23 protein-coding genes are annotated in these 23,326 nt (G+C 70.3%); 13 read left to right on the forward strand and 10 right to left on the reverse strand.

The annotated features are described in order from the left end of the window. Complete coding sequence (ald, locus tag AB0M59_RS09045) at nt 1-1,116, reverse strand: alanine dehydrogenase (RefSeq protein WP_364611088.1); 1,116 nt, start codon at nt 1,114-1,116, stop codon at nt 1-3. Here ald and AB0M59_RS09050 point away from each other — a divergent pair. Further along, on the forward strand, nt 1,109-1,255 hold the full coding sequence (locus AB0M59_RS09050) for a hypothetical protein (RefSeq protein ID WP_364611091.1): 147 nt from the start codon (nt 1,109-1,111) through the stop codon (nt 1,253-1,255). The genes ald and AB0M59_RS09050 overlap by 8 nt on opposite strands. 33 nt (nt 1,256-1,288) lie before the next feature. Next, nucleotides 1,289-2,221, forward strand: a complete 933-nt coding sequence (locus AB0M59_RS09055; protein WP_364611094.1) for a zinc-binding dehydrogenase — start codon at nt 1,289-1,291, stop codon at nt 2,219-2,221. Between the two features lie 66 nt (nt 2,222-2,287). On the opposite strand, the gene AB0M59_RS09060 is transcribed toward AB0M59_RS09055, so the two are convergent. Both AB0M59_RS09060 and AB0M59_RS09065 read right to left on the reverse strand, forming a co-directional pair. Further along, complete coding sequence (locus AB0M59_RS09060) at nt 2,288-3,202, reverse strand: zinc metalloprotease (protein WP_364611097.1); 915 nt, start codon at nt 3,200-3,202, stop codon at nt 2,288-2,290. A 162-nt stretch (nt 3,203-3,364) separates the two neighbouring features. Further along, the gene (locus tag AB0M59_RS09065; RefSeq protein ID WP_364611100.1) at nt 3,365-4,915 is read right to left on the reverse strand and encodes a helix-turn-helix domain-containing protein; all 1,551 of its coding nucleotides are present in this window, start codon (nt 4,913-4,915) and stop codon (nt 3,365-3,367) included. 50 nt (nt 4,916-4,965) lie between these two features. On the opposite strand from AB0M59_RS09065, the gene AB0M59_RS09070 reads away from it, so the two are divergent. Continuing rightward, nucleotides 4,966-5,595: a class I SAM-dependent methyltransferase gene (locus AB0M59_RS09070; protein ID WP_364611103.1), complete on the forward strand. Its 630-nt coding sequence runs from the start codon at nt 4,966-4,968 to the stop codon at nt 5,593-5,595. Here AB0M59_RS09070 and rdmE read toward each other — a convergent pair. Next, a complete protein-coding gene (gene rdmE, locus AB0M59_RS09075; protein WP_364611106.1) occupies nt 5,592-7,124 on the reverse strand; it encodes an aklavinone 12-hydroxylase RdmE in 1,533 nt (510 codons plus the stop codon). The two genes, AB0M59_RS09070 and rdmE, sit on opposite strands and share 4 nt — an antisense overlap. A gap of 164 nt (nt 7,125-7,288) precedes the next feature. Between rdmE and AB0M59_RS09080 the strand changes: the two genes are divergently transcribed. Beyond that, a complete protein-coding gene (locus AB0M59_RS09080; RefSeq protein ID WP_364611109.1) occupies nt 7,289-8,599 on the forward strand; it encodes a bifunctional o-acetylhomoserine/o-acetylserine sulfhydrylase in 1,311 nt (436 codons plus the stop codon). Further along, nucleotides 8,596-9,714 (forward strand): homoserine O-acetyltransferase, encoded by a 1,119-nt coding sequence (locus AB0M59_RS09085; RefSeq protein WP_364611112.1) that lies wholly within the window; start codon nt 8,596-8,598, stop codon nt 9,712-9,714. Before AB0M59_RS09080 ends, AB0M59_RS09085 begins: the two co-directional genes overlap by 4 nt. A gap of 222 nt (nt 9,715-9,936) precedes the next feature. Here AB0M59_RS09085 and AB0M59_RS09090 read toward each other — a convergent pair whose 3' ends face one another. Beyond that, nucleotides 9,937-10,815: a diiron oxygenase gene (locus AB0M59_RS09090; RefSeq protein ID WP_364611115.1), complete on the reverse strand. Its 879-nt coding sequence runs from the start codon at nt 10,813-10,815 to the stop codon at nt 9,937-9,939. An 80-nt stretch (nt 10,816-10,895) separates the two neighbouring features. Between AB0M59_RS09090 and AB0M59_RS09095 the strand changes: the two genes are divergently transcribed. After that, nucleotides 10,896-11,525: a TetR/AcrR family transcriptional regulator gene (locus AB0M59_RS09095; protein WP_364611118.1), complete on the forward strand. Its 630-nt coding sequence runs from the start codon at nt 10,896-10,898 to the stop codon at nt 11,523-11,525. Here AB0M59_RS09095 and AB0M59_RS09100 read toward each other — a convergent pair. Together AB0M59_RS09100 and AB0M59_RS09105 are read right to left on the reverse strand one after the other, a co-directional pair. Continuing rightward, complete coding sequence (locus AB0M59_RS09100) at nt 11,522-12,022, reverse strand: hypothetical protein (RefSeq protein WP_155541161.1); 501 nt, start codon at nt 12,020-12,022, stop codon at nt 11,522-11,524. The genes AB0M59_RS09095 and AB0M59_RS09100 overlap by 4 nt on opposite strands. A gap of 46 nt (nt 12,023-12,068) precedes the next feature. Next, nucleotides 12,069-12,659 carry a TetR/AcrR family transcriptional regulator gene (locus AB0M59_RS09105; RefSeq protein ID WP_364611121.1) on the reverse strand — a complete coding sequence of 197 codons (591 nt, stop codon included), beginning with the start codon at nt 12,657-12,659 and terminating at the stop codon, nt 12,069-12,071. A 353-nt stretch (nt 12,660-13,012) separates the two neighbouring features. On the opposite strand from AB0M59_RS09105, the gene AB0M59_RS09110 reads away from it, so the two are divergent. From AB0M59_RS09110 to AB0M59_RS09125, 4 genes are all read left to right on the forward strand, one after another. Continuing rightward, nucleotides 13,013-13,783 carry an SGNH/GDSL hydrolase family protein gene (locus tag AB0M59_RS09110; protein ID WP_364611124.1) on the forward strand — a complete coding sequence of 257 codons (771 nt, stop codon included), beginning with the start codon at nt 13,013-13,015 and terminating at the stop codon, nt 13,781-13,783. Nucleotides 13,784-13,932: 149 nt separating this feature from the next. After that, nucleotides 13,933-15,546, forward strand: coding sequence for a carboxyl transferase domain-containing protein (locus tag AB0M59_RS09115; RefSeq protein WP_364611127.1), 1,614 nt, complete (start codon nt 13,933-13,935; stop codon nt 15,544-15,546). A 6-nt stretch (nt 15,547-15,552) separates the two neighbouring features. After that, on the forward strand, nt 15,553-17,544 hold the full coding sequence (locus AB0M59_RS09120; RefSeq protein WP_364611130.1) for an acetyl-CoA carboxylase biotin carboxylase subunit: 1,992 nt from the start codon (nt 15,553-15,555) through the stop codon (nt 17,542-17,544). A gap of 52 nt (nt 17,545-17,596) precedes the next feature. After that, complete coding sequence (locus AB0M59_RS09125) at nt 17,597-18,751, forward strand: acyl-CoA dehydrogenase family protein (RefSeq protein ID WP_364611132.1); 1,155 nt, start codon at nt 17,597-17,599, stop codon at nt 18,749-18,751. 43 nt (nt 18,752-18,794) lie between these two features. Here the strand turns inward: AB0M59_RS09125 and AB0M59_RS09130 are convergent, their stop codons facing one another. The 3 genes from AB0M59_RS09130 to AB0M59_RS09140 are packed head-to-tail and all read right to left on the reverse strand — an operon-like array spanning nt 18,795 to nt 20,962. Further along, entirely contained in the window at nt 18,795-20,078 is a 1,284-nt protein-coding gene (locus AB0M59_RS09130; RefSeq protein WP_364611135.1) for a hypothetical protein, read from the reverse strand. Beyond that, nucleotides 20,075-20,410, reverse strand: a complete 336-nt coding sequence (locus AB0M59_RS09135) for a hypothetical protein (protein WP_364611138.1) — start codon at nt 20,408-20,410, stop codon at nt 20,075-20,077. The genes AB0M59_RS09130 and AB0M59_RS09135 overlap by 4 nt, the downstream gene beginning before the upstream one ends. 15 nt (nt 20,411-20,425) lie before the next feature. Beyond that, nucleotides 20,426-20,962: a YbaB/EbfC family nucleoid-associated protein gene (locus tag AB0M59_RS09140; protein WP_364611140.1), complete on the reverse strand. Its 537-nt coding sequence runs from the start codon at nt 20,960-20,962 to the stop codon at nt 20,426-20,428. Nucleotides 20,963-21,129: 167 nt separating this feature from the next. Between AB0M59_RS09140 and map the strand changes: the two genes are divergently transcribed. From map to AB0M59_RS09155, 3 genes are read left to right on the forward strand one after another with little or no spacing between them, the layout of a single operon-like run. Further along, nucleotides 21,130-21,894, forward strand: coding sequence for a type I methionyl aminopeptidase (map, locus tag AB0M59_RS09145; RefSeq protein WP_364611143.1), 765 nt, complete (start codon nt 21,130-21,132; stop codon nt 21,892-21,894). A gap of 9 nt (nt 21,895-21,903) precedes the next feature. After that, the gene (locus tag AB0M59_RS09150) at nt 21,904-22,416 is read left to right on the forward strand and encodes a GNAT family N-acetyltransferase (protein ID WP_364611146.1); all 513 of its coding nucleotides are present in this window, start codon (nt 21,904-21,906) and stop codon (nt 22,414-22,416) included. A 59-nt stretch (nt 22,417-22,475) separates the two neighbouring features. Further along, complete coding sequence (locus AB0M59_RS09155; RefSeq protein ID WP_364611149.1) at nt 22,476-23,321, forward strand: SDR family oxidoreductase; 846 nt, start codon at nt 22,476-22,478, stop codon at nt 23,319-23,321. The last annotated feature ends 5 nt before the right edge of the window (nt 23,322-23,326 follow it).

Genomic DNA, 23,326 nt, shown 5'->3' on the forward strand with positions numbered 1-23,326 from the left:
TCAGGCGAGAACCGTCTCCAGCGCCGTGTGCGGCAGGTCGTGCGCGACCGCGACCGGGCCGTTCGTCAGGGCGCCGGCGTGCGTGTTGAGGCCCTTCGCCAGCGCCGCGTCCGCCTGCAGCGCGGCCTTCCAGCCGTGCTCGGCCAGCTGGACCGCGTACGGCAGCGTGACGTTGGTGAGGCCGTAGGTCGACGTCCGGGGCACCGCGCCCGGCATGTTCGCGACGCAGTAGAAGACCGACTCGTGGACGGTGTAGGTCGGGTCGTCGTGCGTAGTCGGCCGAGAGTCGGCGAAGCAGCCGCCCTGGTCGATCGCGATGTCGACCAGCACGCTGCCGGCCTTCATGCGGGCCACCAGCTCGTTCGAGACCAGCTTCGGCGCCTTCGCGCCCGGGACCAGCACCGCGCCGATGACCATGTCGGCCTGCAGCACGGACTCCTCGACCGACAGGCGGGTCGACGTCACCGTGCGGATGCGGCCGCCGAAGTCGTTGTCGATCTGGCGGAGGCGGTCGACGTTGGTGTCCAGGATCTCGACGTCCGAGCCGAGGCCCAGCGCGACGCGGGCGGCGTTCAGGCCGGCGACACCGCCGCCGATCACGACGACGCGGGCCGGGTGCACACCCGGGATGCCGCCGGGCAGCACGCCGCGGCCGCCGCTCGGCTTCATCAGGGAGAACGCGCCGACCTGCGGGGCCAGGCGGCCCGCGACCTCGGACATCGGGGCGAGCAGCGGGAGCGCGCCGTTCGCGGTCTGCACGGTCTCGTAGGCGATCGCGGTGGTGCCGGCGGCCAGCAGCGCGTCGGTCAGCGGCCGGTCGGCGGCGATGTGCAGGTAGGTGAACAGCACCTGGTCGGCGCGCAGCCGGGGGTACTCCTCGGCGATGGGTTCCTTGACCTTGAGCACGAGCTCGCCTTCGGCCCAGGTCTCTTCGGCGGTGGCGAGGATCTTCGCGCCGGCGCCGACGTACTCGTCGTCGGAGATGGACGAGCCGATGCCCGCGCCGGTCTCGACGAAGACGTCGTGCCCGCGGCCGACCAGCTCGTGGACCCCGGCCGGGGTCAGCGCGACCCGGTACTCGTGCCTCTTGATTTCACGGGGAACAGCGATGCGCACGGTCGGCCTCCTGGGTCGGTCTGCGTCCGGATTCGGCGCGGTGGTGCCACTCACGGTGAACCACCCGGACGGCGGTGTCATCGTGCTGCGCGGACATTTCTTCGACGCATTCGTGGTGCTGTGCGGACAAGACCGTTGACTTCGACCTCGCTGGAGGTTGCAGCGTGGAGGCATGAGAGCTGTGTGGTTGCGCGAGTTCGGCGGGCCGGAAGTGCTCGAGCCGGGGGACGCGCCGGACCCGGTCCCCGGACCCGGCCAGGTGCTGGTCGAAGTGGCGTTCGCGAACATCACCTTCGTCGAGACGCAGGTGAGGTCCGGGACGGGACCGTTCCGTCCGGTGTTGCCGATCGTCCCCGGCAACGGCGTCGGTGGCGTGATCAGCGCGGTCGGCCCGGGCGCGGACCCGGGGCTCGCGGGGCAGCGGGTGGTGACGTCGATCGGCGGTTCCGGCGGGTACGCCCAGCGCGTCGCGGTGGACGCGGCGGCGGTGTTCGGGGTGCCGGACGCGCTGGGGCTCGACGCGGCGGTGGCGCTGCTCGCGGACGGCCGGACCGCGACGGGCCTGGTCCACGCCACCGGGGTGCGGCCCGGCGACCGGGTCCTGGTCGAGGCGGCGGCGGGCGGCGTCGGCGGCCTGCTGGTGCAGCTGGCGAAGGCTGCGGGCGCGTGGGTGGTCGGCGCGGCGGGCGGGCCGGCGAAGGTGGCCCACGTCCAGGGCGCGGACGCCGTGGTCGACTACTTGTCCGCGGACTGGACGTCTGCGGCCGGCGAGGTCGACGTCGTCTTCGACGGCGTGGGCGGGGCGATCGGCACGGCGGCGTTCGGCCTCCTGCGTCCGGGCGGCCGGATGGCGATGTACGGCCTCGCGGGCGGCTCGTGGGCGGAAGTGTCCGAAGAGGACGCCGCTTTGCGGGGCGTCTCGCTGGTGCACTCGATCGGGAGCCCGTCGGACATGCGGGGGTTCACGGAATCGGCGTTGTCCGAAGCCGCGGCCGGCCGCTTGGTGCCGGTGATCGGCCAGCGCTTCCCGCTGGAGAAGGCCGCCGACGCCCACGCGGCGATGGAATCCCGCACCACGATCGGCAAGACGCTGCTGGTCGCCTGAAAGCCGTGAATGGCACATTGAGGGACTTCAAGTTCCCTCAATGTGCCATTCACGGACTTGGGAGAGTCAGGCGCGGTAGGCCGACCACGAGCTGTTCATCCGCGTGGCCTGGCCCGTGGTGAACTCGTACATGCAGCTGTCGTAGCTGTAGTCCATGAAGTTGTGGACCGGGTCCTTGCCCGTCGACGTGCAGGTGTCCTTGCTCGCCGGGCAGCCGGAGGTCGCCGTCGCTTCGGCCGGGGTGTCCGAGACGTAGTCGCCCGAACCGGAGCAGCCGCCCTGGAACGTGTGGTACAGCCCCATCCAGTGACCGACCTCGTGGGTGGCCGTGTCGCCCTCGTTGTAGTTCGTCGCCGAGCGGCCCGGGAGGGACTCGTCGAGGATCACCACGCCGTCCAGCTTCGGCTGCGAGCTGTAGTTCGAGGGGAACGTCGCCCAGCCGAGCAGGTCGTCGCCGAGGTTGGCCGTGTAGATGTTCAGTGCGTTCTTGCCGCCCTTGCGCAGCGCGTTCTTCATGTTCCGCTCGGCGGACGTGCCATCGGTGATGCCGTTGTACCAGGTGGAGTTGTTGGTGTAGTCGGTGCTCGTCAGCGTGAAGCTGAAGCCGCTGGAGGCGTACGCGCTGTTGAGCACGGAGATCTGCTTGGTGATGGCCGACGCCGGCAGGTTGCCGGTCGAGCCGCTGGTGATCACGTGGAAGTAGACCGGGATCGAGACCGCCGCCGGCGCCTTCAGCGCGGTGCGCTTGCCGGCGAGCTTGCTCTGCAGGTCCGCGTCCATGCGGGCCGCTTCGGCGGGCGACAGGCTGTCGGCGTGGCCGTCCTTGCCGCGGTCGGCCGCGTGGGTGGGGGTGAAGCAGTCGCCGGCCGGCGCCGCGACGGCGCTCCCGGCTGTGGTGCCCGGGACGACCAGGGCGACCAGGGAGAGTGCGGACACCGCACCCAGCTTGACGGCCCTGCGAACCCGCTCGGAACTGCTCATGGACACTCCTCTGCGACGACCCGGCTACCCCGGGTGCTGCGAAGAAGGTGCGTCAGGCGATCACCGGAATCCACCATCTTTCGGCTGGAAAAGACAATCGGAACGATCGGCGCGATCCATGCGGAGTAGTGCATGGGACGCGGGTTGAGCCGAATGGCGCAGTCAGCTCCAGCGCAGCGCGACCAGCTGGGTGATGAGCGCCAGCCGGACGTCGGGGTCGTCGAGGTCCAGCGGCACCAGTTCGAGGAGCTTGCGCATCCGGTACCGCAGGGTGTTCGGGTGGATCCGCAGCTCGCGCGCCGCCGCGCGCGGGTCGCCGGGGTGGCGCAGCCACTCGTAGAGCGTCTCGACGTAGCCGGCCTTGCCCGTCTCGTCGTGCGCACGCAGGGCGCCCAGCGGGCCGAGCTCCGCGACCTTCGCCCCGGCCGCGGCCGTCGCGCCGCGGTGCAGTGTCAACGCCGTCCAGGCTTCGTCGAAGGTGATCACGCGCTCGTCGAGGATTTCGGCGCGCAGCAGGCCGAGGGCTTCGTCGGCCTGGAGGCGCGACGCGGAGAGGTCGCCGATTTCGCCGGGAGCACCTGCCGCGGCGCGCGGGGCACCACTGCGACGAGACGGTCCTGTCGCGACGAGAGCCTCGCGCAGTTCCTCCCAGCCGCCGGGTCCTGGCCGGTCGGGAACCACGGCGTAGAGCAGCCCGCCCAGCTCGGTCGCGACCGGACGGCGGCCGATGCCCTGGGAGATCCGTTCGAGCAGGGCGAGCCGCAGCCCCTCGGCGTCGCGCCCGTCGCCGCCGGTGACCTCGATGACGACCACGCGGTGCGGCTCGTCGGACAGGTCCAGCTCGGCCATCGCCTTGCGCGGGTTCGCCCGGCCTTCGAGCACCCCGCGCAACAGTTCGGCCGACGCGCGGCGCTGCGCGTCGGTGTGTGCGCGGCGACGCAGCAGGTGCAGCGCGACGACCGGGGCGGCGTCGGCGAAGGCGGCCGCGCGCTCGTCGGACACCGGCCCGGCGACGACCGCCCACATCGAGCCGAGCAGCTCGCCGCCCATCCGGATCGGCACGATCAGCCGCGGCAGCGTGCCGTCGCGCTGGGCCGGGACGAAGATCGTCTGCCTGCCGCGGGACAGCTCGCGGAACACCCCGCGCGAGCGGAACCGCGCGAGGACGTCGTCGGGGATGCGGCGGCCCATGATCGTGGCGACGCGCGCGGGGTCGGTGAGGTCCTGGCGCGCGGAGTAGGCGAGCACGCGGGAGTTGGTGTCCTCGATGGTCACCGGGGCGTCGACGACGGACGCGACGGCGTCGGCCAGCCGGAAGAGGTCGCCGGAGCCGGGGTCGAGGTCCTCGGACTCGTCGGCGAGGGCGTCGAGGACGGTCCGCAGCAGCCACACGAGCTGGGCCCACGACGTCGCGGCGTGCACCTGGACGAGTGCGATCCCGCTGGCTTTCGCGGCGCGCTTGACGGCCGGCTTCGCGGCGAGCGGCGGCTTGAGCAGCACGGCGGCGGCGCCCTGTTCGGCACTCCGCTTCACCAGCTCGGCGGCGTCTTCGGGCCCGGTGGTGGCGACGCCGAGCACGAGATCCCCGGCGGCGACGGCTCCGCCGGGTTCGGCGATGACGACGTCGGCGACAGCGGGCGAGTCGTCGGGCACCTGGAGCGCGTGGAGCAGCGTCGGCCCCACCCGGTCGACCACGCTGCGCACCGAGACCACGACGTCATTCTGGCCGAGAAACCGGTGGACGGCTCGGTAGGGTCGGACGGGTGAGCGACGCGCGGCGCATCGTCGAATCCGGCTACGACAGCTCGGCGGAGCGGTACCTCGAGTGGAGCGCGCGGATCGCGGACGATCCCCGGCTGCGCTTCCTCGCCGAGCTGACCGACCGGCTCGCCGACGGCGCCGACGTGCTCGACCTCGGGTGCGGCGCGGGCGTGCCCTGCACGAAGGTGCTCGCCGAGCACCACGACGTCCTCGGCGTCGACCTTTCCTCGGCCCAGCTCGACCTCGCCCGGCGCAACGTCCCCGGGGCGCGGTTCGAGAAGGCGGACATGGCCGCGGTGTCCTTTCCGGACGGCAGCTTCGACGCCGTGACGGCGTTCTACTCCGTGCTGCACGTCCCGCGTGAGGAGCAGGGGGCGCTCTTCGCGCGGATCGCGCGCTGGCTGCGGCCGGGCGGCTGGTTCCTGGCCGCGCTGGGGTGCAGCGAGGCGAACGGCGTCGAGGACGACTGGCTCGGCACGCCCATGTTCTTCAGCAGCCACGCGCCCGAGGTCAACCGGCGCCTGCTGGCCGAGGCCGGGTTCACCCTGGTCGTCGATGAGCCGGTGACGATGCACGAGCCGGAAGGGGCGGCGACCTTCCACTGGGTTCTCGGCCGCCGCCTGCCCGGCTAGCGGGACAACACCGCGTCCAGGACCTGCTGCAGCTCACTCGCCGGGTCGTCGACCGGCTCCTTCGCGCGCCACGCCACGATGCCGTCCGGACGCACGAGCGACGCGCCGCCCGTCGAAAGGCCGTAGCGCGAGGCGAACGCGTCGTCGTCGATCACGTGGCAGTCGATGCCGGCTTCCGCGGCCGCCGGGGTCCACCGCGACCCGTCGCCCGCGCAGAGCAGCACCCACGACCGCCCCAGCAGGTCCACAGTGGACTCCATCCCCGGTGCCCGGAAGCCGGGCCGCCCGGTCGGCGCGTGGATGTCCTCGACCCGCGAGCCGTCGTCCGGCTCCTCGGACAGCACGGCGGAAGACCGGTAGCGGAACCCGAGGATGGCGTTCAGCATGTCCTCCGGCTCGGTGATCCCCGAGACGTCGAGACCGGGGTGCATCCGCTGCTTCATGTTGTGCAGCGAGGTGTCGATGATCATCCGGGCGATCGGCCGCCGCTCGGCCTCGTACGTGTCGAGCAGCGCCGGGCCCGCTTCGCCGCGCAGCACCGCGGCGAGCTTCCACGCGATGTCCGCGCCGTCGCCGACCGCCGTGTTGCCGCCCTGCCCACCGGTCGGCGGCGTCACCTTCGCCGCGTCGCCGGCCAGGAACACCCGGCCGGACCGGAAGCGGTCGGCCAGCCGCGCGGCGATCTCCCACGAGCCGGTCCAGACGATCTCCGGCTGCAGGTCCGGCAGGTCGGTGGCCGCGCGGATCATCGACACGAGCCGGTCGTGCGGGAAGTCCGAAGGGCTTTCCCCGCGGTCCGGGAAGTAGTCCGGCGCGAAGACGTACCTGTTCGGCACGTCGGTGTTGACCAGTCCGGCGGTGAAGTCCGGGTGTTGCAGGTAGAACAGGTCGGTCACGCCGGGCTGGACGCGGTCGCCGAGGTCGGCGTCGAACACGACGCCGAGGCAGTGGCTCAGCGCGTCCATCCCGGTGGTCCCGATGCCGAGCCGCTGCCGGATGCCGCTGCGCCCGCCGTCCGCGGCGACGACGTAGTCCGCGCGCACCACCGTCTCCTCGCCGGAGTCCCGGTGCCGCAGCGTCGCGGTGACGCCGTCGTCGTCCTGCGCGAGTTCGACCAGTTCGGTCCGGAACCGGACCCGCGCGCCGGCCTTCTCCGCGTGCGCCAGCAGGATCGGCTCGACGACGTCCTGCCCGGCCATGCCGGCGGTCATCGTCGTCGAGGCCGAGACGTCGAACTCGCTGCCGTCCTCCATCAGCCGGTGCAGGATCCGGCCGGCCAGGCTGGTCGCGACGGTGATCCGCAGTCCCTGCGACGCCCGCGGGCTCACCGCCAGCACCTCGCGGTCGATTCCTGCCCAGTGGAACAGCTCCATCGTGCGCCAGTTCTGCCCGGCGGCCCGCGAGTGGACCGACGTTCCGGCGTGCCGCTCGACCGTCAGGACGTCCACTCCTTCCCGCGCCAGGAACAGCGACGCCGACAGCCCACCCAGTCCGGCCCCCACGACCAGCACCTGTACCCGCTCCGTCATGATTTCCTCCCAGTCCATGAATCTCCCTGTAAAAGTATCTTAGACAGAGAGATATCTCTGAGGCAAGGGGCGTACGCTCCCAGGACGTGGGAACGGTTGGGTACTCCGTTCGGCCCAAGTAGCTTCGGACCGGACAAACCCCTTGAGCCGCAAGGAGAAAACCGATGAGCGCGGACGACACCTCGGCGTGGTCCTTCGAGACCAGGCAGATCCACGCGGGCGCCGCGCCGGATCCGGCCACGGGCGCGCGGGCGACGCCGATCTACCAGACGACGTCGTACGTCTTCCGCGACAGCCAGCACGGCGCCGACCTGTTCAGCCTCGCCGAGCCCGGCAACATCTACACGCGGATCATGAACCCGACGCAGGACGTGCTGGAGCAGCGCGTCGCGTCGCTCGAAGGGGGCGTCGCGGCGCTGGCGTTCGCGTCCGGCTCGGCCGCGACCACGGCGGCGATCCTGAACCTCGCGGGGGCGGGCGACCACTTCGTCTCGAGCCAGTCGCTCTACGGCGGCACCTACAACCTCTTCCACTACACGCTGCCGAAGCTCGGCATCGAGGTCACGTTCATCGACGACCAGGACGACCTCGAGCAGTGGCGCGCCGCCGTCCGGCCGAACACGAAGTTCTTCTTCGCCGAGACGCTCGCCAACCCGGGCAGCAACGTCCTCGACATCCGCGGCGTCGCCGACGCCGCGCACGAAGCCGGCGTCCCGCTGCTCGTCGACAACACCATCCCGACGCCGTACCTGGTGCGCCCGATCGAGCACGGCGCCGACGTCGTGATCCACTCGGCCACCAAGTACCTCGGCGGCCACGGCACGACGATCGCCGGCGTTCTGGTCGACGGCGGCACGTTCGACTTCGGCAAGGATCCCGGGCGCTTCCCCGGCTTTAACGAGCCAGACCCGAGCTACCACGGCCTGAAGTACTGGGAGGCGCTCGGCCCGGGCGCGTTCGCGGCGAAGGCGCGCGTCCAGATCCTGCGCGACACCGGTGCGGCGATCGCGCCGCTGAACAGCTTCCTCATCCTCCAGGGCATCGAGACGCTGTCGCTGCGCATCGAACGGCACGTCCAGAACGCCCAGGCGCTCGCCGAGTGGCTCGAGCAGCGCGACGAGGTCGAGAAGGTGTACTACGCCGGCCTGCCGTCGAGCCCGTACTACGAGGCCGGGCAGAAGTACCTGCCGCGCGGCGCGGGCGCGGTCCTGTCGTTCGACCTGCGCGGCGGCGTCGAGGCGGGCCGGAAGTTCGTCGACGGCACCGAGCTGCACAGCCAGCTGGTGAACCTCGGTGACGTCCGCAGCCTGATCGTGCACCCGGCGTCGACCACGCACAGCCAGCTCGCGCCGCAGGAGCAGCTCGCCAGCGGCGTCACGCCGGGCCTGGTGCGGATCGCCGTCGGGCTGGAAGGGATCGAGGACCTCAAGGCCGACCTGGAGGCCGGATTCCGGGCGGCCAAGGCGGAACTGTGACGGCTGGGTCCGTCACCGGCGCCTGGCGGATCGGTGATCCGCCGGGCCGCCGGAAGTTCGTCACCGGCCCCGGCGCGCTCGCGCTGGAGGCCGGTGGCGTGCTGCCCGGCTTCACCCTGGCGTACGAGACGTGGGGGACGCTGAACTCCGACGCGTCCAACGCGGTCCTCGTCGAGCACGCGCTGACCGGCGACAGCCACGCGTCCGGGCCGCCCGAGCCGGGGCACCCCAGCGCGGGCTGGTGGGACGGCCTGATCGGGCCCGGGAAAGCCCTGGACACCGATGAGTTCTTCGTCGTGGTCCCGAACGTGCTCGGCGGTTGTCAGGGTTCCACCGGTCCGTCGTCCCCGGATCCCGACGGGACGCCGTGGGGCAGCCGGTTCCCGGTCGTGACCGTGCGGGACCAGGTGGCTTCGGAAGCGGTTCTGGCCGATCACCTGGGCATCGACCGCTGGGCGGCCGTCGTCGGCGGGTCCATGGGCGGGATGCGTGCGGTGGAATGGGCGGTGACGCTGCCCGCGCGGGTGGTGTCGGTGCTGGTGCTGGCGTCGACCGCGCGGGCGTCGGCCGAGCAGATCGCCTGGGCGGCGCCGCAATTGCACGCGATCCGCAGCGACCCGTTCTTCCACGGCGGTGACTACTACTCTTCCCCGGAAGGACCGCGGACCGGACTCGGCATCGCGCGGCGGATCGCGCACGTCACCTACCGCAGCGAGCCGGAGCTGGCCCAGCGGTTCGGCCGCTCCTACCAAGGTGACGAAGACCCGTTGCGGCGCGGTCGGTTCGCCGTCGAGTCCTATTTGGACCACCACGCGGACAAGCTGGTGGGGCGGTTCGACGCGAACAGCTACCTGGTGCTGACGGAGTCGATGAACACCCACGACGTCGGCCGTGACCGCGGTGGTGTCGCGGCGGCGTTGGGCCGGGTGACCGCCCGCGCGGTGATCGGCGGGGTGGACAGCGACCGGCTCTACCCGATGTACCAGTCGGCGGAAATCGCTTCGGGGATCCCGGGAACGTCGGAGCCGTCGGTGGTTTCCTCGCCGTACGGCCACGACTCGTTCCTCATCGAGACCGGTCAGATCGCGGCGCTGACGAAGGCGCTTCTGGGCTAGTCACGCGCTCTCCGAGGCGTACCAAGGTGTTCGCGACCCGGCGTGACGCGTCGGCAGCGTAGTCCCCGAGCCGTTCGGCGGCGCGATCGGACAGCTTCGCGACCCGCCAGGCGACGTCGTCCGCGCGGTCGCCCGCTTCGTCGCCGACCGTGGCGATCCGGTCGGCGAGCCGGCCGGTGCCGGCGGCGAGCAGATCCTTGAGTGCCATGACTTCCCTTCCGCCTAGAGCATTCCGGCGCGTCGCCACAGCACCGCGCTCGGGCCGCCGATCAGGTCGTTCTCCCGCAGGAACCGGACGAGTTTCCGGGCTCCGAAGGCCAGCGTCTGCCGCCGGTGCGCGCTCGTCCGCGCCGCCTCGACCGCGAGGCCGGGATCGATCCCCGCGCGCAGGTACTGGCGCGGCCGGGACAGCAGCCGCGACATCAGCAGCGCGCCGACGGCGACGACGATCCGCGCGAACTCCTTGCGCCACCACGGCGCATCTGCCAGTTCGCGGACGAGGTCGTCGCGCGCGTACCGGACGTGTCGCGCCTCTTCCGTGACGTGGATCCGCATCACCGCGCGGACCACCGGCTGCACCGACTCGTCGTCGAGGTGCTCGCGCTGCAGCGCGTCGAAGATCTCCTCGCCGATCAGCGTCGCGACCCACATCGCCGGCCCGTGCAGGATCGCCGGGAGGGCCTGCGCGGACAGCTGCAGCCAGCGGTTGTTGCGGTACGGCCGGCCGTCGACGCGCTCGATCAACCTCGCGAACATCGTGGAGTGCCGGCATTCGTCGGCGACCTCGGTCAGCGCGTAGTGCACGTGGCGCGTCGTCGGGTCCTGCCGGTAGGACGCGCGCAGCAGCATCTGCATGAGGATCAGCTCGAACCAGATCCCGACGCTGACGGTGTTCACCAGCTCCTGCCGCGAAAGCTCGATCCGCTGTTCGCGGCTCAGCGTGTCCCACACCGGCGTGCCGTAGAGGGACACCAGCTTTTCGGGGATGAAGAACTGGTCGTCGTTCAGCGGCGCGGCCCAATGGACGTCGACGTCGGGGTCGTAGGAGAGCCGGGCGCTCGAGCGGAGCAGCCGTTCGGCCGTGGCTTCGCGATCACCCATGCGTGCCTCCCTGTGTCGTGTAACACTAGAACGCATGAAACATTTTCCGTCAAGTTGTAAAGCGGCCTAGGGTTGGGGCCATGCGCGATCTCCTGAAGCACGCGCTCGAAGCCGAGCTGCCCGGCGACGAGACTGCGGAGCGGATCATGGGCGCGGCGCTGACCCAGGCGGAGGACTTCGGGCTGCGCCGGTTCACCGTCGACGACGTCGCGCGCCGCGTCGGCCTTTCGCGGGTGACGATCTACCGCTACTTCCCGAAGAAGGACCAGCTGCTCAACGCGCTGGTCCTGCGGGAGATGAAGCGGTTCCTGACGAAGGTCGACGCCGTCGTAGAGGCGCAGGCGACGCCGGAGGAGAAGCTCATCGAGGGGTTGAGCTTCTCCCTCGGGTACCTGCGCGGGCACCGGCTGCTCAACCGGCTGCTGCGCACGGAGCCGGAGCTGATCCTCCCGCAGCTGACGGTGCAGGCGGGCGGCCTGTTCGCGGCGGCCCGCACCCGGATCGCGGCGCACTTCCACGCGGAGATCGCGGCGGGCCGGCTCAGCCTGCCCGCCGCGGACGTCGACGGGATGGCGGAGCTGCTCATCCGGATCGTGGTGTCGCTGGTGCTGACCCAGGAGACGGTGCTCCCGGTGGACGACGACGTCCAGCGGCGCCGGTTGGCCGAGCTGTACCTGGCGCCGATCGTCCGCTCGCTGCGCCCGGCCTAGTCCGAGACGGCTTCCGAGATCCAGGGCGCCACCGGCAGGTCCCGGTCCAGGCACTCGACCGACAGCCGGATCGTCCACCGCAACGCCTGCAGCACCAGGCTGTCCACCTCGTCGGGCGCCGCGTTGGCCAGGGCGATCTCGACCTGCTCCTGCGCCGCCTCCGTGTTGCCGTGGACCTCCGCCAGCAGCGTCCGGACCGCGGTCCGCACCGGCGGGTCGGCCTGGTCGATCGAGACTTCTTCGCCGTCTTCGTCGAAGACCTGGACCTTGACCGGCGCGCTGCCGCCGTCGCCGAGGGTGGAGACCATCGCGCTGCACTCGCCGAACAGCAGCAGCATCAACGCTTTCGTCTCGTCCGCGCGGGCCTGCGGTTCGGCGGCCGTCGGCGCGACCTCGACGAGGGCTTCGGCGTCGTCACCGAGGCTCAACGCCGTCAGTGCGCGCTGAGCCTTCTCGACGAGCTCCTGCTCGTTCCAGTCCGCATCCACGTGCCCCATCAAACACCAGCGACGGCAGTCGTGGGGATACCTTGATCCGGGTCGGTCATCCGGCCGCGCGGAGGGCACCCAGTGCGAGCCGGGAGAGCAGTTCGGCGAGCTCCGAGTCACCGAGATGGCGGTTGTACGGCGTCGAGTTGATCAATCCGAACACGGCGTGTGCCGCCGACCGCGCCTGCAGTTCTCCCAGCTCCGGGATGGCTTCGCGGATCGCGCGGACCCACACCTCCACGTACTGGCGCTGCAGCGCGCGCACCTGCTTGCGGTCGGCGTCGGTGAGGTTCGCGAGGTTGCGCTCTTGAACGGTGATCAACGCCGGATGGGCGAGGGCGAAGCCGACGTGGAACGCCACGAGCCCCGCCAGCGTGTCGTCCGCATCGCCCGGCCGGCTCGCCCACGTCGTGCCGCCGTCGAGCAGGTAGCGGCTGATCGAGTTCAGCATCTCGCCGAGGATCGCGTCCTTGCTGCGGAAGTGCCGGTAGAGCGCGGGTCCGGAGATCCCGACGGCGGCGCCGATGTCGTCGATCCCGACACCGTGGAACCCGTGGTGGGCGAACAGCTCGGCGGCCGCGGACAGGATCTGCTCGCGTCTGTTCGCCTTCTCGCCGTTCACTAACGGAGTGGGGTTGGCCGGCATCCGGCCATATTAGGGCCGCAGGTTAGCGAGCGCTAACACCCAGTGGCACCGACCTCACTTCGGCCCGGCCATCGGTGCGCGCGGGGACGGGTCCGCGCTGCTCGGCGCGGCCGGGCGCGTCGAACACCGAGTGGCGCCGACCTCGCCCGAAAGTGTCCGGCGTGGGAACGAACGGGCGGGTTAGCGAGCGCTAACACTGTTCCCGTCTTCCGGTGTGAGCCGAGTGGGTTACTTACAGGTAACTAGGGGTTCCTCGTGGGGCTTCCACATGCTGTGCTTTTGGGGTCGGTTCTGTCACAAAGGAGTGGCCCATGGGGGTTCCGATCCGTCTGTCGCGACGGTTTCTTCTGAGGTTGAGCACGGCTCTCGGGGCCGTCGTCCTGTCCACTCTCGGTGTCACGGGCCTCGCCCACGCCGCCGGGACCGTCTACGCCGCGCTCGGCGACTCCTACTCCTCGGGAGTCGGGGCCGGCAGCTACGGCAGTTCCGGGAGCTGTTACCGCAGCTCCAAGTCCTACCCGCAGCTGTGGACCAACGCTCACAGCGGCACGTCGTTCACCTTCCTCGCCTGCTCGGGCGCGAAGACCGGCGACGTCATCAGCCAAGCCAACTCCATTCCCTCCAACGCGACCCTGGTCACGGTCACCGTGGGCGGCAACGACGCCGGCTTCAGCGACGTGATCCAGACCTGCACCCTCGGCAGCGACGCGACCTGCACCGCCCGCGTCAACACCGCGAAGACCTACGTCAACAACACCCTGCCCGCGTTGCTGACCAACACCTACAACGCGATCAAGGCCAAGGCGCCGGGTGCCAAGCTCGTCGTCCTGTCCTACCCGCGCTTCTACACCGTTCCCGGCTCCTGCTGGGTCGGGCTCAGCGACACCAAACGGACCGCGATCAACTCCGGCGCGGACACCCTGGCGTCGGTGATCCAGTCCCGGGCGGCGTCGGCGGGCGCGACGTTCGTCGACGTCCGGTCGTCCTTCGTCGGGCACAACATCTGCTCGTCGTCCGACGACTACCTGCACAGCCTGACCTGGCCGGTGATCGAGTCCTATCACCCGACCGTGGCCGGGCAGTCGGGCGGCTACTACGCCCCGCTGCGGAGCGCCATCGGCTGACGTTCCTCCCGCGAAAGCCCGTGAAGGCCACCTTGAGGAACTCAGAGTTCCTCAAGGTGGCCTTCACGGCGTTCCGGCGACTGGACACCCACGTTAGCGGTCGCTAACATCGACACGGAGGTTAACGACCGCTAACGTCGAGGGAGCCCATGGACACGCCGGCACTGGGGACTTCGGCTGCCCCGGACAGCGAGGCCTACGCCCGCAACGCCACATCCCACGCGGAATTGGTCGAGGACCTCCGCAAACGCCTGTCGAGCGCCCGTCTCGGCGGGCCGGAGAAGTCGCGCACCCGGCACGTCGAACGCGGCAAGCTGCTGCCGCGCGACCGCGTCGACACGCTGCTGGACCCGGGTTCGCCGTTCCTGGAACTCTCTCCGCTGGCCGCGAACGGACTGTACGACGACGAGGCGCCGTCCGCCGGGATCATCACCGGGATCGGGCGCGTCTCCGGCCGCGAGTGCGTGGTCGTGGCCAACGACGCCACCGTCAAGGGCGGCACGTACTACCCCATGACGGTCAAGAAGCACCTGCGCGCCCAGGAGGTCGCGCTGCACAACAACCTGCCGTGCGTCTACCTGGTGGACTCCGGCGGCGCGTTCCTGCCGAGGCAGGACGAAGTCTTCCCAGATCGTGAACACTTCGGCCGGATCTTCTACAACCAGGCGACGATGTCCGCGCGCGGCATCCCGCAGATCGCCGCCGTGCTCGGCTCGTGCACCGCGGGCGGCGCCTACGTCCCCGCGATGAGCGACGAGGCCGTGATCGTCCGGAACCAGGGCACGATCTTCCTCGGCGGCCCGCCGCTGGTGAAGGCCGCGACCGGCGAGGTCGTCACGGCGGAGGAGCTGGGCGGCGGCGACGTCCACTCGCGCCAGTCCGGCGTCACCGACCACCTGGCCGACGACGACGCGCACGCGTTGCGGATCGTCCGTTCGATCGTCTCGACGCTCGGGCCGCGCACGCCGCGCCCGTGGGACGTGCTGCCGACCGAAGCCCCGTCCGTCGACCCCGCCGAGCTGTACGGCGTCGTCCCGACCGACCCGCGCACGCCCTACGACGTGCGCGAGGTGATCGCGCGGATCGTCGACGGCAGCCGGTTCGGCGAGTTCAAGAAGGAGTACGGGTCCACCCTCGTCACCGGCTTCGCCCGGATCCACGGCCACCCGGTCGGCATCGTCGCGAACAACGGCGTGCTGTTCGCCGAGTCCGCGATGAAGGGCGCGCACTTCATCGAGCTGTGCGACAAGCGCTCGATCCCGCTGCTGTTCCTGCAGAACATCACCGGGTTCATGGTCGGGCGCGCGTACGAGGCCGGCGGCATCGCCAAGCACGGCGCGAAGATGGTCACCGCGGTGGCCTGCGCGCGGGTGCCGAAGTTAACCGTCGTTATCGGCGGCTCGTTCGGCGCGGGCAACTACTCGATGTGCGGCCGGGCGTACTCGCCGCGGTTCCTCTGGATGTGGCCGAACGCACGGATCTCCGTGATGGGCGGCGAGCAGGCGGCGTCGGTGCTCTCGACGGTCCGCCGCGACTCGATCGAGGGACGCGGCGGCGAATGGTCCACCGAGGACGAAGAAGCCTTCAAGGACCCGATTCGCGAGCAGTACGAGGCGCAGGGCAGCCCGTACTACTCGACGGCGCGGCTGTGGGACGACGGCGTGATCGACCCGGCGGACACCCGCACGGTGCTCGGCCTCGCGCTTTCGACCGCCGCGAACGCGCCCCTGGCTGCCGTTAACTACGGCGTCTTCCGGATGTGAGGGATGATGTTCGACTCAGTGTTGGTCGCGAACCGCGGCGAGATCGCGGTCCGGGTCATCCGTACGCTGCGGGCGCTCGGCATCCGCGCGGTCGCGGTGTACAGCGACGCGGACGCCGAAGCGCGCCACGTGCGCGAAGCGGACACGGCCGTACGCATCGGCCCGGCGGAAGCCTCGAAGAGCTACCTGTCGATCCCGGCCATCGTGGACGCGGCGGTGTCTTCGGGCGCGCAGGCCGTGCACCCGGGGTACGGCTTCCTGGCCGAGAACGCGGAGTTCGCGCGTGCCTGCGAAGCGGCCGGGCTCGTGTTCATCGGGCCGCCGGTCGCGGCTATCGACGCCATGGGCGACAAGATCCGCGCCAAGGCGACGGTGTCGAAGGCCCGGGTCCCGGTGGTGCCCGGTGCGTCCGATGTGGACATTCCCGCCGGCGGGTTCGCCGAGGCGGCCGCGAAGGTCGGCTACCCGCTGCTGATCAAGCCGTCCGCCGGAGGTGGCGGCAAGGGTATGCGGCTGGTCCGCGAAGAGTCCGAACTGGACGCCGCCATCGAGTCGGCCCGGCGTGAGGCCAAGGGGTCCTTCGGCGACGACACCCTGCTGATGGAGCGGTTCGTCACGACGCCGCGGCACATCGAAATCCAGGTCATGGCCGACAAGCACGGCAACGTCATCCACCTCGGCGAGCGCGAGTGCAGCCTGCAGCGGCGGCACCAGAAGATCATCGAGGAAGCGCCGTCGGTGCTGCTGGACGAGGCAACGCGCTCGAAAATGGGCACGGCTGCCGCCGAAGCCGCGCGCTCGGTCGGGTACGTCGGCGCGGGCACGGTCGAGTTCATCATGTCGGCGCACGACCCGGACGAGTTCTTCTTCATGGAGATGAACACCCGGCTGCAGGTCGAGCACCCGGTCACCGAGCTGGTCAGCGGCCTGGACCTGGTCGAGTGGCAGGTCCGGGTGGCCGCTGGTGAGCACCTTTCCATCGCGCAGGAAGACGTCGTCCTGAATGGACACGCCGTCGAGGCCCGGGTGTACGCCGAAGACCCGGCGCGCGGGTTCATCCCGACCGGCGGGACGGTGCTGGCGGTGCACGAGCCGTCCGGCGACGGCGTCCGCGTCGACTCGTGGATGACGCGCGGCGCGGTGATCGGCTCGAACTACGACCCGATGCTGGCCAAGGTCATCGCCTGGGGCCCGGACCGCGCGGCGGCGCTGCACCGGCTCGACCGGGCGCTGGCCGACACGGCGCTGCTGGGCGTCGGCACCAACACGGCGTTCCTGCGGGGGCTGCTGGCCGATGAGGACGTCCGCGCCGGGCGTCTCGACACCGAGCTCGTCGATCGCCGTCTGTCCACTTTGGTCTCGTCGGACGTGCCCCCGGAGTTCTTCGTCGCGGCCGCCCTGGACCGGTTCCTGGAGCTGCAGCCGTCGGGGTCCGTCGTGGACCCGTGGGACGTGCCGGACGGCTGGCGGATGGGCGGGTCCGGCGGGGTCACCTTCCGCCTGAAGTCCGGCCAGGCCAAGGCCGTGGTCCGGGTGCAGGGCACGCCGGCCGCCGCGGTCGTCCAGGTCGAGGACAGCGACCCGGTGCGGGTTTCGGCCCGGCGCGACGGTGACGTCCTGGAGATCCGGCACCCCGGCGGGTTCGATCGCTACCGCCATGCCTGCGGTCCGGATCGGACGGTCTGGCTGGCCCGGGACGGACTGAGCTTCCCCTTCGGGGAGCAGGAGTTCGTGCTGTCGTCGCGCGGTGAGGCCGCCGGGGCCGGGCCGGTCACCAGCCCGATGCCGGGCACGGTGCTCGTCGTGAAGGTCGCCGCGGGAGACGTCGTGAAGGCCGGAACGCCGTTGCTGGTGGTCGAAGCGATGAAGATGGAGCACACGGTCACCGCGCCGATCGACGGCGTGGTCAGCGAACTCCCCGTCCGGGCCGGCCAACAGGTCGCGCTGGACGAAACCCTTGCCATAGTTACCAATCCGGCCAGAAGCATTCAGCCGTGACTGTGGCCGGATTGGTAACGATCAGCACAGCCACGCCCCAAGAGGAGCAGCAGTGATCGACTTCCGCCTGGACGAGGAGTACGAGGCACTCCGCAAGACCGTCGAGGACTTCGCGCACGCCGAGGTCGCGCCGGTCATCGGCGAGCTGTACGAGAAGGAAGAGTTCCCGTACGCGATCGTCGCGAAGATGGGCGAGATGGGCCTGTTCGGCCTGCCGTTCCCCGAGGAGTTCGGCGGCATGGGCGGCGACTACTTCGCGCTGTGCCTGGCCCTGGAAGAACTGGCCCGAGTCGACTCGTCGGTCGCGATCACCCTGGAGGCCGGGGTTTCGCTCGGCGCGATGCCGATTTTCCGCTTCGGTACCCAGGAGCAGAAGGAGAAGTGGCTGCCGTCGCTCTGCGAGGGCACCGCGTTGGGCGGCTTCGGCCTGACCGAACCGGGCGGCGGCTCGGACGCGGGCGCGACCCGCACCCGGGCCACTTTGGACGGTGACACCTGGGTCGTCAACGGCAGCAAGGCGTTCATCACGAACTCGGGCACGGACATCACGCGCCTGGTCACGGTCACCGCCGTGACGGACGTGATGGAAAATGGCCGCAAGGAGATTTCGGCCATCCTGATCCCGTCGGGCACGCCGGGCTTCGAGGTGGCGCCGAAGTATTCGAAGGTCGGCTGGAACTGCTCGGACACGCACGAGCTGTCCTTTTCGGACGTCCACGTCCCGGCGGAGAACCTGGTCGGCACGCGCGGCCGCGGGTACGCCCAGTTCCTGTCCATCCTGGACGAAGGTCGCGTCGCGATCGCGGCCCTGTCGGTGGGGCTGGCGCAGGGTTGCGTCGACGAGTGCCTGCAGTACGTCAAGGACCGCGTTGCGTTCGGCAAGCGGATCGGCGAGTACCAGGCTATCCAGTTCAAGATCGCGGACATGGAAGTCCGCACGCACACGGCCCGCCTGGCGTACTACCAGGCCGCGTCGAAGATGCTGCGCGGCGAGCCGTTCAAGAAAGAAGCGTCGATCGCGAAGCTGGTGGCGTCCAACGCGGCCATGGACAACGCGCGCGACGCGACCCAGATCTTCGGCGGCTACGGGTTCATGAACGAGTACCCGGTGAGCCGGTTCTACCGCGACGCGAAGATCCTGGAGATCGGCGAGGGGACCAGCGAAGTCCAGAAGATGCTGATCTCGCGTCACCTCGGGGTCGCCTGACGTTCCATGAGGGGCACCTTCATGAAGGTGCCCCTCACTGCGGCTACTGCGGCTGCTGCTGCTTCTTGTCCTCTTCGGCCCAGGCGGCCTCCGCCTGCATCTGGATGTCGGTGAGGCCGCGGTCGACCTGCACGATGCTCTTGCCCGCCCAGCCCGCGAAGTTCTTCGAGCTCTTGGCGTCGGACAGCGCCTTCAGCATCGGGTAGTAGTCCGGGTGCTTGGCCTTCAGCCAGTCGTCGACGAACTTCATCTTCTTGTAGCTGTCGCCGAACTTGGTCTTCAGCCAGTCCTCGTGCTTCTTGATCATCGGGAAGTCGTGGTCGCTCAGGTGTGACTGCGGCGACGGCGGCTTGGGCGCGGGCGGCGGGTCCGCGGGTTTCGGCAGCGGCCGCGAGAAGTTCGGCGTGGTCCCGTCGCCCGGGGGCCGGGTGCTCGGCGTGGCACCCCCGGCGCCCGGCAGGTCGTGGGTGACCGCGGTGCCCGGCGGCGGTGGCAGCGGCCGGGAGAAGTTCGGCACGGTGTTCCCGCCCGGGCGCGGCAGGTCGGTCAGCTCGTGGCCCGGGTTCGCGCCGCCCTTCGGCTTGACCAGCTTCGACAGCTGCGTGAGCCGGGCCAGCGTGCGACCGGCGTAGGCGACGACCTTGGCGAGCTTGGCCGCCATCGCCGCCACCTGCACCGAGACCGTCGCGACGACCTTGCCCACCCCGACGGCGATCGACGCGCCGAAGGTGGGAATGGCGAGCGCGAGCGCGATCAGCATCGTGGAGATGATGTCGCCGAGGATCGTCGTGATGATGTCGCGCAGCAGCGAGCGGACCGCGGCGATCAGGGCGCCAGTGGTCTCGACCATGTAGCCGGCGACGTCGGACGCCTTGGCGTTGGAGTCGATCCAGCCCTTGCGGTCGTTGATCGACTTCTCGAAGCTGTCGTGGCCCTTGCCCTGCCACTGGGTGATCGTCGACTTGAGGGTGTCGTCCAGCGAGGTGCCGGTGTTGCGCAGCGACTCGCCGATCTTGTGCAGCTCGTTGGCTATCTTCGTGACCTCCGCGGGGTTGCCCGCGACCTGGTCGAGCGGCCACTTCAGGAACGAGACGTGCTCGATCAGCCAGCCCAGCCCCGCGGCGATCAGCTTCGCCAGCGGGTCCATGACGAACGCGACGGTGTCGAGCGCGGCGCTGATGACGTTGATGCCCAGCTCGACGCTGACGGCCGCGAGGTCGCCGCCGTGCTCGGTCTGGACCTTGCCGATCGAGTCGCCGACCTGCTTCCAGCTGTCGAAGACGCCGGCGCCGGTGGTGGAGTTCGATGCCGTGATGGGAACGGTCACTTGCCCAGCTCCGTTTCGAAGGTGCTCAAACCCTGCGCCGTGTTCGAGTCGTGGGTCGCGTACGTCTCGGCGGCCTTCTTCACGTCGTCGGCGGACTTGCCGATGTCACCCACCAGTTTGTTGATCTCCCCGGTGATCACGGCCATCGTGACCCGTGAGGGCACGGCGAGCACCTGCGCGAGCAGGATGCCGAACGCCGCGTTGTCGAACCCGTTCGCGGCCTGCATCCGGTTCGCGGCGTCCTGCACCGCCGGCTGCGTGGTGCCGGACAGGAACTGGCTGAACTTCTGCAGTTCGGCCGGGTCGACCGAGAAACCTTCTCCGGAAACCACCGGTTCTCCTCCGTACTACCAGGGGTTGCTTTCGCCGTCGTCCTCGTCCGGCGCGGGCCGGGGACGACGACGCGGCTGAGGCGGCTGAGGCGTCTGCGGGTTCGGTGGCGGGCGGTGCGGGGGCGGCGGCCGGTCGTCGGCCTCCTGCTCCGGCATGAAGACGTCGCTCTTGCCCGGCTGCGTTCCCTCGGGCTGCTCGGGCTCCGGCAGGAACTCGTCCAGCAGTTCGCGGGCGGCCGAGCTCTCGCCCACCATGCCGCTGAACGCCTCGGCCACCTGGGCCGAAACCTTCTGCTGCGCGCGGCCGATCAGCTGCATCACCAGGCTGGACAGGGCTTGCGGCGGCCGTTCGTACGCGCGGGGGCCGAACCGGAGCTCCTGCAGGACCCCGCTCGGGCCGACGGTCACCGAGACCGCCCCGTCCGGCGCCTGCACCGTGGCGACGGCCGACCGGAGCTGCTCCTGTGCTGCTTCGGCTTTCGCCCGGATTTCCTCGAGTTCGACGGTGAACGCGGCCAGTGGATCGCCGCCGGGGGGCACTGACTGGGTCAATTTGTCCTCGTCGCGAGAGAGGTGGTGAACGGGGTCAAGTCAATCAGCGCCGTTTGAACTTCGGGTGGCTCGAACGGAGCCGGCGGCTGAACGCGATGCCGACCCCGGGTTCCGGAAGGGGCCTGCACCTGCTGGACACCAATATCTATACCGGTATAGTTATCGTTATGGTCGAGATCAAAACCGAAGCCGAACTGGCGCTCATGCGCGAAGCCGGGCGAGTGGTCGCACAGACGCTGGACGCCGTGAAGGAGGCCGCCACGATCGGCGTCTCGCTGCGCGAGCTGGACGAGGTCGCCGCGCAGGTGATCAGTGCAGCGGGCGCCAAGCCGTCGTTCCTGCACTACCAGCCGCGGTCCGCGCCGACGCCCTACCCGGGCGTCATCTGCGCCAGCGTCAACGACGTCGTCGTGCACGGCATCCCGACGGCGTACCGCATCCAGGACGGCGACCTCGTCAGCATCGACACCGGTGCCATCCTCGACGGCTGGAACGGCGACGCCGCGATCAGCTTCGTCGTCGGCACCGCCGACCCGGCCGACCTCGCGCTGATCGAGGCGACCGAGCGCGCTCTCGCCGCCGGGATCGCCGCCGCCCAGCCGGGCGCGAAGCTCGGCGACATCTCCTACGCGATCGGCACGTCCGGCCGCGCGTCCGGCTACGGCATGCTCGAAGACCACGGCGGCCACGGGATCGGTCGCGCGATGCACGAGGACCCGCACCTGGCGAACGAAGGCCGCGCGGGCCGCGGGATGCGGCTCAAGCCGGGCCTCGCGCTGGCGATCGAGCCGATGCTCACCCGGGGCGGCGACGCCTACCGGCACGCCGAGGACGGCTGGTCGCTGCTCACCGTCGACGGCAGCCGTGCCGCGCACGTCGAACACACCATCGCCATCACCGAAGACGGCCCGCGCGTGCTCACCGTGCGGTAGACAGGGGGAATGGACAACACCGTCATCCGATCGGGTGATTCTGGGGACGCTGACACGCTGCTGCGCTTCTTCGACGAGGCCGTCGAATGGCTCGTGTCGCGAGGCAGTTCGAAGCAGTGGGGAACCGAGCCGTGGAGCCGCGTCCCGAAGAGGGTCGAACGGGTCAAAGGCATGGCTGCGGACCCGGGTCTGCGCATCGCGATGGTCGACGGGGAGCCGGCCGGCGCGCTGATCGTCTCCGAGGAGCACGACCCGCACGTGCCGTCGGTTGACGAGCGTGAACTGTACGTCCGATTGTTGATCACGTCGCGGCGGTTCACCGGGCGGCGCGTCGGCGGGCGTCTCGTCGAGTACGCGCTCGACGAGGCGCGGCGGCGCGGCATCGACCTCGTGCGCGTCGACTGCTGGGCCGGCGGCGACGGTGCCTTACAGCGTTATTACGAGAGCCAGGGCTTCAAACCCACCGTGCAGTTCCACGTCGACGAGTGGGTGGGGCAGGTGCTCGAGCAACGCGTGGGGTAGCGCGATCGAGGGTCAGGGGCGACACTGTTGACGCGTTGCCAACAGACGAAGGAGTCGCCATGGCCGAGGAGCTCGCGGGCAAGGTCGTCGTCATCACCGGCGGCGGGCAGGGGATCGGCGCGGCGACCGCGTCGGCGCTGTCCCGGCTGGGCGCGCGGGTGGTGATCGGCGACCTCGACCAGGTCCGGGCCGAGAAAACCGCCGGGGAGCTGGACGCCGAGGCGCTGCCGCTGGACGTCACCGACATCCGCGGCTTCACCGAGTTCCTCGACGAGGTCGAGCGGCGCCACGGCCGGATCGACGTCCTGATCAACAACGCCGGGATCATGCCGCTGGCTCACCTCGAAGAAGAGAGCGACGCGACGACCCGGCGTCAGATCGAAATCAACCTGCACGCCGTCATCCACGGCACCCGCGAAGCGATGAAACGGATGCGGCCGCGGCGGTCCGGGCACATCGTCAACGTCGCGTCGTTCGCGGGCAAGGCCGGTTTCCCCGGCGCGGCGACGTACTGCGCGACCAAGCACGCCGTCGTCGGGCTGTCCGAGGCGGTGCACCTGGAGCTGCACGGGTCCGGTGTGCACGTTTCGTGCGTCATGCCGGCGATCGTCCGGACGGAGCTCGCGAGCGGGCTCGGCGAGGCGAAGCTGTTCAAGTCGTCGCGCCCGGAAGATGTGGCCGACGCCATCGTATCCACGCTGCGCAAGCCTCGTTTCGAGGTCTTCGTGCCCCGATCCGTGGGAACTATGGGGAAGCTCACCCGGCTGCTGCCGCGCCGAGCCGGCGAAGCGCTCGCGCGTGCGTTGAAAGCGGACCAGCTTTTGGCTTCAGCGGCCCATTCCCCGGCCCGCGCGGACTACGAGGCGCGCGCCGCCGAGAGCGCACCCGGGGCGGGCACGGAGTAACTCGG

This window comes from Amycolatopsis sp. NPDC051371 (assembly GCF_040682155.1).
In the GTDB taxonomy this organism is placed as follows: Bacteria; Actinomycetota; Actinomycetes; order Mycobacteriales; family Pseudonocardiaceae; genus Amycolatopsis.